Origin of the sequence: Pelobacter propionicus DSM 2379 (genome assembly GCF_000015045.1) — a bacterium.
Classification (GTDB): domain Bacteria; phylum Desulfobacterota; class Desulfuromonadia; order Geobacterales; family Pseudopelobacteraceae; genus Pseudopelobacter; species Pseudopelobacter propionicus.
Map to the genome: position 1 here is coordinate 310,604 of NC_008609.1, position 11,539 is coordinate 322,142.

Here is an 11,539-nt window from a genome sequence, read left to right on the forward strand (position 1 = left end):
CATCTGCCCTGCGTTCCCGCAACGAACAATCCCCCCGCCATTCCGCGCTTTGCGGCTGACGGGGGGATTCTCATTGTGGGGGACGTCTGAATTCCGGAATTATGTTGCCGCGTTACATCAGCTGATCATCTCCAGCAGGGTGATGTCCAGCGGCTCGGCGAAGAGCTCATCGGACTGAGCCTTCAGGCCGACCAGGTGTGGGGTTTCCAGATGCTGGTCCAGGATCTCCTTGCTGGCCCAGTTTTCGTACAGGATAAAGACAGCCTTGTCGTTCGGATCCTGGTGCAGGTCGTAGTTGATGCAGCCCGCCTCGGCGCGGGTCGGTGCCACGCATGCCAGAATCGCCTGTTTTGCCTTCTCTTCCATCCCCGGCTTTGCCTTGAATCGAGCCAGAACCGTTACCTGTTTGCTTGCCATATTCCCTCCTTATGTTGTTGGGCGAAAAGCCCTGTGATCACGTTGGACAAGAGGTGCGACACAGCATCGGATGCCGAAAAGGCGGCTTAAGCGGGCCGTTCCGACGGCAAAACTGTATCACGGCACTACGCAAATTCAAAACGAAAGTCTGCTGGAGTCGCTGAAAATCCGAAGTTTCCCGGGAAGGCGGGAATACGCGGGCCGAGAAAGCTGTTGACACGGCTGGATGCATTTCCTATGGTTAGCACGCTTATTCTCAGGGCGGGGTGAAATTCCCCACCGGCGGTATCCCGGTCTTTCCGGGGAGCCCGCGAGCGCCCCTTCCAGCATGAAGGGGGTCAGCAGATCTGGTGCGATGCCAGAGCCGACGGTTACAGTCCGGATGAAAGAGGATACGGCAGCCACCCACCCGCCATCGGTATTCCCGTGGCCGGGGCTGTTCGGCCGCGCGCCGACAGCTGCCCGTTCCGTAGCCCTGATTCTGGTAAGCCACCATATTCCCGGAGGTAGAACCATGAATCAGTCGTATTTCCCCCACCATCAATCCGATCTCTCACTGCAACGCGTGGAGGCTGCGCTGGATGCGCTGCGCGCGGGCCAAGGCGTGCTGGTCACCGACGACGAACAGCGCGAAAACGAGGGCGACCTGATCTTCGCCGCCCAGAGCCTGACCAGGGAGCAGGTCGCCATGCTGATCCGCGAGTGCAGTGGCATCGTCTGTCTCTGTCTGACCGACGAGGCGGTGCGTCGCCTGGACCTTCCCCTGATGGTCAGTGACAACAGCAGCCGCTACCAGACCGCCTTCACCGTCTCCATCGAGGCGGCGGAAGGGGTGACCACTGGCGTGTCCGCCGCCGACCGCCTGACCACCATCCGGGCAGCCATTGCCGACGATGCCGGCCCCTTGTGCCTCAGCCGTCCCGGCCATGTCTTCCCCTTGCGTGCCCGCCCCGGCGGGGTGCTGGAGCGCCGGGGGCACACCGAGGCGACCGTCGACCTGATGCGCCTTGCGGGCCTGAAGCCGTGCGGGGTGCTGTGCGAGTTGACCAATCCGGACGGCAGCATGGCGCGTATGCCCGAAATTGTTGCCTTTTCAAGGAAGCATGGTTTCCCGCTGATCACGGTGGAGGAGTTGGTGCAATACCGCATTGTTCGGGAACAGCCGGCCGCCTTGCTGCAAGCTGAAGCCGAAAGCGCTGGTGCGCTCTGTTCCGCGTAGAGGGGAGGCCAGATGCAGACAGAGGAATTGGATGTCAGGACGGAGCGGCGCAGCCAATTCGTCGATATCACCGCTCGGGTCGGGGAGCTGGTTGGCGTCAAAAACTGGCGCAACGGGATGCTGACCGTCTTCTCCCCCCACACCACCGCCGGGATTACCATCAACGAAAACGCCGACCCGGACGTGACCCGCGACATGGAGTGGTTCTGCGAACGGCTGATCCCCCGAAGCCGGGAGTTCCGCCACGCTGAGGGGAACTCGGACGCCCACATCAAGGCCAGTTTCTTTGGCTCGTCGCTGCAGGTGATCGTCCGCGACGGAAAACTCTGGCTGGGGACCTGGCAGGCGCTCTACTTCTGCGAATTCGACGGCCCCCGCCGGCGCACGGTCTATCTGGCCTTCAGCGGCGAGCAGTCGGTCGGCTCCCCGGCCTATACGATGGATACCTTTCCCTACCACGACATGGGCTGATGGCCCGTTGTGAGGGCAGCGGAAACAATTCGGGGGACCCCTGTCTGGGTGTCCCCCGAATCTCCGCGTGTTCTTTGTCTGTCCTGTTTCGGCTCAGCCGACCTTGACCTCGATCTTGCGCGGTTTGGCCGCCTCGGCCTTGGGGATCTGCAGGGTCAGGATGCCGTTGGCTAAATCCGCCCTGGCCCTCTGCTGATCAAGGGTTTCCGGGATGGAAAACTGGCGGTAGTAGCTGGCCAGTTGGAATTCGGTGTACACCGGCTGCCCCGGCATGTCGTGGCTGACCTGGGCGTTGATGGTCAGGATCCCCTTCTCTACGCTGACAGCCAGGCTCTCCTTGGCTGCCCCCGGTACATCAGCGGTCAGGATCAGCCCCTCGTCGGTCTCGACGATGTTCACCGCCGGCTTGATGTATTTTTCGCTCGACCTGGTGTCTTCACGGGTCTGGAGATTCTTGTCGCTTCCCTGCTCGTTCAATCCGTTCACCGCCATGGTTGTCTGACCTCCTTTCATCCATAATTCTCTCTGGGTGTCGCTGCTCACGAAAGCTTGATCTCGATCTTTTTGGGCTTGGCATGCTCGGCCTTTGCCAGTCGGATGCGCATGATGCCGTTTCTGCTCTCGGCGCTGATCCTGTCGGGATCGATGTCCACCGGCAGCTCCAGGGTCCGCGAAAACGTGCCCGAGCCCAGTTCGCTGCGGTGCACGATCTGCCCTTCCTTGGGCTCGAACGGTTTGCGCTCTCCGCTGATGGTGATGGTGTTGCGCAGCACCGAGAGGTCGATCTCCCCGGGGTCCACGCCGGGAAGCAGCGCATCCACATATACGTTCCCCTCGTCCTCACTGAAATTGACCAGCGGGAAGCGCCGCGTCACCGCCGGGGAAAGGAACGCGGTTGCCAGTGGATGGCTCACTCCCGCTCCGCGAAATGCCTCGTTGATCTCCCTTCTCAGGTTGTCCAGTTCTCTGAATACATCCCAGCCTGCCATGTGGAGTACCTCCTTTCGTTAGCTGTTTCTTTAAAAAGAGATAAGCATGATCGTGGGCTTGTCAAGGGGGGAAAAGGAGAGCTCTTCGGGGAGTGCTGGCCGAATCTGACCGCCAGTCGCTTGGTCTGAGCCCCTGAACCGCGGGATCGGGCGGTTCAGGGGGGATGGGAGTCATTCATCGGAGGGGAGGAAGATGGCTGCTGCCGTACCGACGGCACGCGGTTAGGCCAGCTTCTGCTCGTTGACGATTTCCGCGAACTGCTTGAAAAGTTGCGGGTTGAAGGCTCCCTTTTGGGTCTGTTCACCCATCAGCCTGATCGCTTCGGCGTGTGAAATCGCCTTGCGATAGGCCCGGTCCATGATCAGGGCGCAGTACACGTCGCAGAGAGCCGATACCTGTCCGCTGCGGGGGATCTCGTCGCCCTTGATTCCGGTGGGATAGCCGTTGCCGTCGTATCTTTCGTGGTGGTAGCGAACGATGTTGAGCGCGACCTCACCGTATTTCCCGCTGTGCTTCAGGTACTCGTACCCCTTCTGGGTATGCTGCTTGACCTTGTAGTATTCGATGTCGGTGAGGGCGTCGTTCTTGTCCAGCACCTCGTTGGTGATGAAGGTCATGCCGTAATCGTGAACCAGCGAGCCGAGCCCCATGTCCAGCAGTTCGTCCGGGGCCAGGTCGTAGATGCGCTCGTGAACCAGCAGGCAGAGCGCCGTAACCTGTACGGTGTGGCTGAAGATGTAGAAGTTGTGGTTCGTGATGGTATGCAGCGAGGCCAGGGGGTGGGGGTCACTGGCCGCGTACTGCAGCATGTGCTGGACGATGTTGCAGCATCTCTGCAGGTTGGCCGACTCCTCTGGGGATTCGAACATGTCGATGACGCAGTTCACCGCCGTCTGGTAGAGCAGCCTCCCCTTGGCCATGCTGCTCAGCTCCTCCCGGGCGAGCATTTCCGTCAGGTTGCTCTCCATGAATTCGTTGAGCAGTTCCATGTCGCCGCTCCTGACATAGAGAAATTCGGTGAAATTCCTCTCCAGTCGGCGCTGGTCCTCCACGGTGAACATCCTCTCCGGCGCCTTGTAGAGGACGTAATTGCCGCTGCTCTTGAGGTACAGCGCCACGCTGGGAAAGTGGTCCGGAGAGATGCTGTCGATGCTGATCGCCCGCCAGTAACGGTCTTTACTCATGGATTCTCCTTGGTTCCGATGGTACGTGTTTCGGCCCATGGGCCGTCACGGATGGATGTGGTCCCTGGCAACCAGCCACGGAACCGAGGGCATTCGTGACTTCATTCCAGAATTCAAGCAGGAGTTCCCGCTCCTCGCCATCTGTGCGATTGATCCCCCTGGTGATGACGGAGTTCAGTTTGGCCAATATGGTGCGATCCTTATGGGAAGCCCTCAGCTCCCTGCGGAGCACCTGTATGGGCATGCCTAGGGACTTCATGGCGATCCTCCCCGGTATTCGGTATTCGGTCTATGATGGCTGCTGACCTGAGCCCCCATGGCGCACGAACAGCCGGATGCGTGACAAAGGAAGCCCCAAAAAACAAAAAGCCCGCATTTTCTTTTGAAAAGGCAGGCATGAATGGGGGATGCACGGATGCACCACCCCCTGTACCGCTTCGACAACCCCTCTTCCCGTTCTGGGTAGGTGGCTTTGCGTCATCCGGTCCCCCGGATTTTGCCTTTTCGGTGATAGTTCGTATTCAATTTTCGCTAGTTGGGCATTTAGTATGCGTAGATTGGTGGTATATGTCAATGGTGAATGTGGAATACGAGATCAGCCGGCGCTTCTGGCAGGGACGGAAGCGCAGGTAGGCGAGGTGCCCGATGCAAAGCGGTTTTTCCCCCGAAACGATCAAGGCGCTTGTGGATGCAGGCGGTTTTTTCTTCTCGGTGCTCTCCGGCGCGGCCGCTGGCCTGTGGGCGCTGGTAAGGTGGCTCGACGACCGGCGCGACCAGCGACTTCAGGAGGAGCGGCTGGAATCTGCCCGTCTGGATCAGAAGCGGTTGGCGTCCGAGCAGGCCGAGCAGGCCCGTCGCGCCGAGCTGGAGCGGCGCGAACAGGAGGAGCAGGGGCGGCGGGCCGAGCGGGCCGCCAACCTGATCTGCGAATTCAGCAAGTCCAAGACGCCGGAAGAGCGTGCCTGGACGGCCCTGGCCCTCGGCCTGTATCCGGAGGAGACCCTGCGGCTTCTGGTCTGCTCTCTGGGGCAGTTCAGCGAGGAGAGCGTTCAGGGGGTGCAGCTGGCTCTGGTCTCGTTCGGCAGCCGTGCTGTTGACGAGGTGGTCCGTCTCAACCGGGTTGCCCGCTCCTTCGAGGCGGACCGCGACGACGAGCCAGCTGACGGCGTCCCGCTGTACGATACGGCCAGGCTGCTGGAGAGGACCAAGGTCGTGCTCCAGCATATCCTGCTGCAGATGCCGGCGGAGCAGATTTCCCACCTTGTCCTGGAGGGGGTCGACCTGTCCGGGGCCCGTTTCCAGGGTGCCGCGCTGCAGGGGGTGGGGTTCAATGACTGCCGCCTGGAGGGGACGATTTTCAAGCGCGCCAATCTGCGCGGAGCCAGCCTGCGGGAGGTCTCCATCCGTGGCGCGCTATTCACCAGGGCATCCCTGAACGGCGCCGACTTCAGTGATGCCTTTGGGGCGGCGGAGATGATCAAGGTGCACGCTGACGATGCCCGCTTTGACCGGGCTTTGCTGCAGGAGACGAATTTCGACGGCGCCAGTCTGAAGCGCGCCAGCTTCGTCCGGACGCAGCTGGAGGATGCCTCCCTGCAGGGCGCCCAGCTGCATGATGCCCGCCTGGAAAACGCCTGGCTGGGAAGGGTGCATGGCCGCAAGCTGGTGGCGCCGGAGGCGTCATTCCGCCATGTGAAGCTGCAGCACGGGGATCTGGAAGAGGCCCGCCTGACCAAGGCGCTCTTCGAACAGTGCGAACTGAACGGTGCCCGGGCCAAGGGAATGGATGCCGATGGAGTCATCTTCAGAAACTGCAACCTGGGAGGGGTGGATTTCAGCGGATCACGCCTGGCCGATGCCTGTTTTGCGGGTTGCAACCTGGGAGGCGCCGATTTCCGCGGCTCCGTCCTGGAGGGGGCCGAGTTCAGGCACTGCACCAATGGCGGCTCGGCCCATTTCGACCAAGCCGGACAAGATGGGGCGCGCTTCGTTGAGTGCGGCTGAATGCGTTGTCTTTCAGATACTCTCTCGGCGTTTCACGCTTCGGCTTTTCGCCACCAGTTCACCATAAGTGACCAGGAGAAGCCCCCTGGCCTCTCCTCCACGCGCCCTGCAAATCTTCACCAGAATGTCAAAATTCAGACACCAATCCGATTCGCGGCAAGCTCCTGCCCGCGGTGCCGCAATCAAGTCCCTTTTGGCAAGAGGGGAGAGCCGGAATCCTTCGGTTGGGGGGCGGCACCCCCATGTGCGCCGGCTGCAGCGGTCTGGAGGTGGTCAGGCAGATCTGCGACATCATCGGCGAGAGGAGCGTGTTCAGCAATGCGGCCGGCTGCATGACCCTGCTCAGCGTCTACCCCTTCACCCCCTTCCGCGGCTCCTGGATCTACACGGCCATGGCCTCGGCTCCGGCCGGCGCCCAGGGGGTCCGCGATGCGCTGGACATCCTCCTGGCCAGGGGACGCCTTACCCCAGAGGAGGATCTGGCCACGGTTGTGCTGGCCGGTGACGGATCCTCCTCTGGCATCGGGCTTTCGGCCATATCCGCCGCCATCGATCGTAACCTGGAATTTCTCCACATCTGCTACGACAACGAAGGGTACGGCAATACCGGCCAGCAGGCCTTAGCCGCCACTCCCCATGGCGCCAGGACCGCAACCAGCAGGGGAGCGGCTGGTCATCAAGGCCGCAAGAAGGATCTCTTCCGTCTCTGGGTCGCCCATCGGCCGGCCTATGTGGCCACGGTCGCCGGGGCGGAACCGCTGGACCTCGCCCGCAAGATCGCAGGTGCGATGGAGATTTGCGGGCCCAAGCTTGTCATCGCCCTGGCTCCCTGCCCCACCGGCTGGGACTTCGATCCCGCCGAAACCGTGAAGATCGGTAAACTGGCAATAAGGAGCGGTGTCTGGCCCCTGAAGGAGTATATCGGCGGGAAGGTCACCCACACCCTCATACCCCGCCGGCGCCTTGCGGTTGAAGAGTACCTGCGGCAGCAGGGGCGGGTAGGTTTTGGACATCCACCCTGAGCTACAGCTCACCCTTCATTTTTCTGATGCCGGTTTCGAACATCTGATGGATCACGCTTTTGGGATGGTTGCTGACATATGCGGAGAAGTACAGGTAGAGCAGCCAGATGATGCCGGCGAACACCATGCCCAGAACCAGTTGCCTGCGCCTTTTCCACCAGATGGCCCGATGGCTTTCCCCGGCCTCGACGGTATCCAGGTAGGCGTAGTGCCTGTTCGCCGCCAGGTTGCCGTCAACGCTGAGCGGCTCCACGTCGGCGAATCCCTTGAACTGGCGTATGCGCTTCAACTGTATGCCGCTGGTGTGCTGGTTGATGGCGGAGCGTGCGGCCTCGTCGATGAACATGAACTGCAAACCGGTGTTGAAGCAGGTCTGGCGTTCCCCTGCCGCGTCGTTCTGACGGGAAAAGATCACCCGTGCGGCAACATCCACGATGCGGCGCGACGAGGGGACGAAGATCTCCAGCAGCAGCGGCTCGTCGACCGGAAATAGCTGGTCGGTGGAGATCCTCAGGCCGCCGCCGCTGATATTGACCGCCACCGATGTAACCGAACCCCAGGATTCGTCGTACTCGTTATCCAGCTCTTCCTCCTCGCGGGATCCGTCGCCCCCTTCGACGGAAGGCGCTCCCTCCTGGAGCCGCTGCTCCCGGGCCCGCTTCTCGGCGCGGATCTTCTCCCGTCGGGCCTCCAGCCGTCGCTGTTCCCGGGCTTTCTCCTCCTCCATGCGCTGTTTTTGCCACTCGTGCCACAGCTTGTTCACGTTTTCGGGATCCTGTCCGGGCAGGGAATGGAATCTGATCGGCAGGAACGCGTCGATGCGGTAGAACTCGCGCAACTCGTTGGCCACGATTGCGCCGGTGAGGCGGAGGAGCAGCTCCTGTTCGAACCCCTTGCTGACAATATAGGCGCGGCAGATGTGGACCTGGAAATCGTACTCGCTGCGTATGGTCAGGATCTGGCCGACGCGCAGGCTGACCCCGGCCGGCAGGATGTCGCGGGAGAGCTGCAGGGAAATCAGGTCGTTTTCCACCTGGTTGATGATGGCCCAGTCGCGAAAGGCGGTGTTGTCCGACAGGGGGATGCCCACCTCCACCTTCATTCCGACGAAGTGGGGAGGAGGCTGTCCGTTGCCGCTTATGGTGCTGTTCATAGTGGTCTGTTTTCCCGGTTGAACGTTGTCAGACTTCCTGGTACGCCTGGCCGGCGTGGGGGTCAGCTCCGGGCTGTTGGCCGCGGCCGCAGAGGCAGCTGCCGTTGATGACATCCGACGAGAACAGGAGGTCATCAGGTTCATACACCGAAACCAGCCCTGGGGGAAGGGCGCTGTCGGGCGCCAGCCGGGCGAACAGCTCTTCCTCCCCTTTGAAAAAGTCGCTCTTGAAGATATTCCCGCCCCCCTCCGGCCCGATCAACTCAGCGGCCAGCGCCTCGTGCGGTATGGCGCCGTAGAAGATCTCCGCCTCCACCAGGTCCTGGAAGAAGTGGCTCCCCCAGGAAAGTTCGGGCTGGTAGCCGGCCTCCGGACAGGCTATCTCGAAGATCATCCCCATGTGGCTGATCTCGGCAAAGGAAACCGGTACCCCCAGCTCGGGCGAGGTCGTGCCGATGCGCCCCGGCGCCAGCAGCATCACCGTTGCCCCCTGCTGGCGGTAGTGGTTGTTGAGGAGGCCGATGGCGCGGGCCACCGAGGGCTTGTCACGGTAGGGGAGGGCGTGGTAGCCGGCCGGGTCGACCATGATAAGCGCGTCCACCCGGCAGTGCAGCGCGGGCCCCATGGTGGTGCTCTCCAGCCGTAGCATGACGGCGCCGGGGTCCGGGGAAACGGTAGAGCTAGCGTTGGGTCGGGCCGTTGCGCCGCATCCGGGGGTCTGCAGGGGGCGGCACTGAAGCAGGTTGACCATGAAGTCCCCCGACTCGGTCCAGTTGACCGTGAACTCGATGTCCACCGGGTTCCCGTATTCGCCCTGCAGGGTGGCCAGGATGCGCCGCAGGGCGTCAAGCAGGCTCACCTCCCCGACAAGGCCCGGGCAGGTTCCCAGGTATACCGGATCGAACCTGTCCTGCTCGCGGAGCCTGGCCTCGGTCGTGGCGTCACGCTCGGCCAGGCGTGTGGCCAGCCAGTCGGGGAGCAGAGAGAGCACGTTGGCGAGGTCGCGGGTGATCAACTGGCGGGTGTCCAGGTCGAGGCAGTCCACATAGCGCTGGCTGTAGCGGTTGCGCCCCCTGGTGGAGGGATCCAGGTCAGGCCTGTCCAGGCTGACCAGCCGGGGATAGTCGTTTCCGGTCCGGTCCACGGCCCGCGTTCCCAGGCCGGCCACGACGCGCAGCATGCCGGCCGATGGGTCCAGGTCGCTCTGCCAGCGCCAGCTGCTGAAGGAATAGCCCACGCCGCCCAGCGCCGGCATGAACAGCCCGGAAAAGAGCGAACCCGACACGCGCTGCACCAGGATGGCCATCTGCTCGTCTTGCTTCTGCAGGCCGCGCTGGCGGCGGTAGGCAAGGGCCGACTCGTCCATCATGCTGGCGTAGACCCGCTTGACCGCCTCCTCCAGTGCATCCAGCCGGTCTTCGGGGCTGCCGGTGTTCACGCAGAAGATGGATTCGTACTTTCCGGCGAATGCATGGCCGAAGCTGTCCTCCAGCAGGCTGCTGGAGCGGACGATGATCGGACTCTGGCCGTAGTATTCCAGCATGCGGACAAACTCTTCCCGTATGCGGACGGGAAAGTCGCCGGCGAGGATCCCCCGGGCCAGCCCCGGCGCCTCGCTGAAATAGCCCTGCTCGGTGCGCTGCATGATGCGCCGCTTCCAGAGCCGGTTGTGCACCAGGTAGGTGTAGAAGACGTGGGAGCCGATGTACCAGGAATCGTGGGGCTCGATCAGGGGGGCTATGTCCGGGAGCGCCCGGGCGACGATCCAGCGGGCCAGCAGCATCCCGGCCGCCTTGCCGCCGATCATGCCGGAGCCGATCATGCGTTCCCTGACCTCCAGCAGATCCCACACGGAGCAGTTGCGCACCACCATGTCGAGGAAACGGGGCGCCTGGCCGATCAGCCGCTGCGCCATGCGGCTGACCAGGTCAGGCAGCTCCCCGTCGTGAAATTCCTGGCTGCGGGCCTGTTTTGCCGCGTCCAGGAAAAAGCGTTCCCAGCTGTCCAGGTTGCGGGTCGACTCCCCCCGCTCCAGTCCCGGGGGACCGGCCGCCAGCCGGTAAAACCTGCTCACGGACACGCCGTCGGTGAGCGGCCTGATGTCGTCGGGTTCGGACAGGCGGAAGCGGTGGGGAAAGAACATGGTGGGGGAGTAGCGCTTCCAGACCTTCAGGGGGTGGACGTACAGGTAGCCGTTGTCGGAAAAGAGGTCGAGCAGGATCTGCGTTGTTTCCCGGATGCGGGCGACGGTGTCGTAGCTGTGGCGCTGCCTGAGCAGGCAGAACCAGGCCACCGTATCCAGCTCGAACAGGTAGGGGCAGGTGACCATGAAGAAGTTGCCCATCATCAGGTCGGCTGCCCAGGCGGTTTGCAACTCGGACAGGCTGTCGAAGACGTAGAAGGCGTCGCGTCCCGCTTCGGCGATGATCCGGTGAAGTTCGCCGGTGAAGGATTCAAAGCCGCTGGAGGGGTCGAGCCTGTGGATGGTCAGGCCGGGCAGCGGGTCCAGCACCGGTTCATGGGGGGCGAAGCGGATGTAGATGGTCGTGCGGCCGTCGGCCAGGGTCTGGCGCGCGAAGGGTGCCACAATGTCGCGGTACTCGCCTACGGATTCCACCTGCCAGACCACATTGTCTCCCAGCCTGATCCAGTCCAGGATCTGGTCGAGGCCTGGCAGTCCGGAGGAAATCCTGTCGAAAGCGGGCATGGTGCACCTCCACGGTCGGTCAGCGGGTCACGGGGACGGGGCGGCAGCAGGGCGGGGCCGGGAAGCATGGCTCGACCGAGCCTCGTACGGGAGTATTACCTTTAGCATGATTTGGAAAGTCCGATAAAGCGCTTTTTGTCCGCAGGGTCGCTTGGCGCGGCGCTCAGCCGCACGGGACGGGGAGGCGTTGCCTGGGCAGGGATTGTTTGTCAAGTCACTGTTTCACAACGGATATTAATCAAACAGTATTTTCTTTAATGGGGCGGGGATCTGTGCTATAGTCGCGCGCACTTTTGACGTTCATGCTGTTTTTCCGCCGTACGTCCGCCTTTTCCGACGTTTCCTTCCCAAGATGGACATAGGTCGAATATG

General features: G+C 62.4%; 10 protein-coding genes and 2 riboswitches. Of the genes, 4 read left to right on the top strand and 6 right to left on the bottom strand.

What is annotated here, in order from left to right:
• Positions 1-117 precede the first annotated feature (117 nt).
• Entirely contained in the window at positions 118-417 is a 300-nt protein-coding gene (locus tag PPRO_RS01500) for a putative quinol monooxygenase (protein ID WP_011734259.1), read from the bottom strand.
• 248 nt (positions 418-665) lie between these two features.
• Positions 666-815: riboswitch (FMN riboswitch) on the top strand.
• Positions 816-931: 116 nt separating this feature from the next.
• On the opposite strand from PPRO_RS01500, the gene ribB reads away from it, so the two are divergent.
• Positions 932-1,636 (top strand): 3,4-dihydroxy-2-butanone-4-phosphate synthase, encoded by a 705-nt coding sequence (gene ribB / locus PPRO_RS01505; RefSeq protein WP_011734260.1) that lies wholly within the window; start codon positions 932-934, stop codon positions 1,634-1,636.
• Positions 1,637-1,648: 12 nt separating this feature from the next.
• Positions 1,649-2,107, top strand: a complete 459-nt coding sequence (locus PPRO_RS01510) for a secondary thiamine-phosphate synthase enzyme YjbQ (protein ID WP_011734261.1) — start codon at positions 1,649-1,651, stop codon at positions 2,105-2,107.
• A 93-nt stretch (positions 2,108-2,200) separates the two neighbouring features.
• Here PPRO_RS01510 and PPRO_RS01515 read toward each other — a convergent pair whose 3' ends face one another.
• From PPRO_RS01515 to PPRO_RS01525, 3 genes are all read right to left on the bottom strand, one after another.
• Complete coding sequence (locus PPRO_RS01515) at positions 2,201-2,599, bottom strand: Hsp20/alpha crystallin family protein (protein ID WP_011734262.1); 399 nt, start codon at positions 2,597-2,599, stop codon at positions 2,201-2,203.
• Between the two features lie 47 nt (positions 2,600-2,646).
• Positions 2,647-3,096 carry an Hsp20/alpha crystallin family protein gene (locus PPRO_RS01520; RefSeq protein WP_011734263.1) on the bottom strand — a complete coding sequence of 150 codons (450 nt, stop codon included), beginning with the start codon at positions 3,094-3,096 and terminating at the stop codon, positions 2,647-2,649.
• 222 nt (positions 3,097-3,318) lie between these two features.
• On the bottom strand, positions 3,319-4,281 hold the full coding sequence (locus PPRO_RS01525; protein WP_011734264.1) for an HD-GYP domain-containing protein: 963 nt from the start codon (positions 4,279-4,281) through the stop codon (positions 3,319-3,321).
• Positions 4,282-4,717: 436 nt separating this feature from the next.
• Positions 4,718-4,792, bottom strand: a riboswitch (cyclic di-GMP riboswitch).
• 134 nt (positions 4,793-4,926) lie between these two features.
• Here PPRO_RS01525 and PPRO_RS01535 point away from each other — a divergent pair.
• Positions 4,927-6,285, top strand: a complete 1,359-nt coding sequence (locus PPRO_RS01535; protein WP_011734266.1) for a pentapeptide repeat-containing protein — start codon at positions 4,927-4,929, stop codon at positions 6,283-6,285.
• Positions 6,286-6,527: 242 nt separating this feature from the next.
• A complete protein-coding gene (locus tag PPRO_RS01540) occupies positions 6,528-7,307 on the top strand; it encodes a thiamine pyrophosphate-dependent enzyme (RefSeq protein WP_011734267.1) in 780 nt (259 codons plus the stop codon).
• A 1-nt stretch (position 7,308) separates the two neighbouring features.
• Here PPRO_RS01540 and PPRO_RS01545 read toward each other — a convergent pair whose 3' ends face one another.
• Both PPRO_RS01545 and PPRO_RS01550 read right to left on the bottom strand, forming a co-directional pair.
• Complete coding sequence (locus tag PPRO_RS01545) at positions 7,309-8,460, bottom strand: PilZ-like domain-containing protein (protein ID WP_041532082.1); 1,152 nt, start codon at positions 8,458-8,460, stop codon at positions 7,309-7,311.
• 28 nt (positions 8,461-8,488) lie between these two features.
• The gene (locus PPRO_RS01550) at positions 8,489-11,167 is read right to left on the bottom strand and encodes a PEP/pyruvate-binding domain-containing protein (protein WP_011734269.1); all 2,679 of its coding nucleotides are present in this window, start codon (positions 11,165-11,167) and stop codon (positions 8,489-8,491) included.
• Positions 11,168-11,539 lie beyond the last annotated feature (372 nt).

What these genes read in the sequence shown, in the direction of transcription:
- PPRO_RS01500 (WP_011734259.1), bottom strand. Translation starts at nt 417, where the DNA reads ATGGCAAGCAAACAGGTAACGGTTCTGGCTCGATTCAAGGCAAAGCCG.
- ribB (WP_011734260.1), top strand. Translation starts at nt 932, where the DNA reads ATGAATCAGTCGTATTTCCCCCACCATCAATCCGATCTCTCACTGCAA.
- PPRO_RS01510 (WP_011734261.1), top strand. Translation starts at nt 1,649, where the DNA reads ATGCAGACAGAGGAATTGGATGTCAGGACGGAGCGGCGCAGCCAATTC.
- PPRO_RS01515 (WP_011734262.1), bottom strand. Translation starts at nt 2,599, where the DNA reads ATGGCGGTGAACGGATTGAACGAGCAGGGAAGCGACAAGAATCTCCAG.
- PPRO_RS01520 (WP_011734263.1), bottom strand. Translation starts at nt 3,096, where the DNA reads ATGGCAGGCTGGGATGTATTCAGAGAACTGGACAACCTGAGAAGGGAG.
- PPRO_RS01525 (WP_011734264.1), bottom strand. Translation starts at nt 4,281, where the DNA reads ATGAGTAAAGACCGTTACTGGCGGGCGATCAGCATCGACAGCATCTCT.
- PPRO_RS01535 (WP_011734266.1), top strand. Translation starts at nt 4,927, where the DNA reads ATGCAAAGCGGTTTTTCCCCCGAAACGATCAAGGCGCTTGTGGATGCA.
- PPRO_RS01540 (WP_011734267.1), top strand. Translation starts at nt 6,528, where the DNA reads ATGTGCGCCGGCTGCAGCGGTCTGGAGGTGGTCAGGCAGATCTGCGAC.
- PPRO_RS01545 (WP_041532082.1), bottom strand. Translation starts at nt 8,460, where the DNA reads ATGAACAGCACCATAAGCGGCAACGGACAGCCTCCTCCCCACTTCGTC.
- PPRO_RS01550 (WP_011734269.1), bottom strand. Translation starts at nt 11,167, where the DNA reads ATGCCCGCTTTCGACAGGATTTCCTCCGGACTGCCAGGCCTCGACCAG.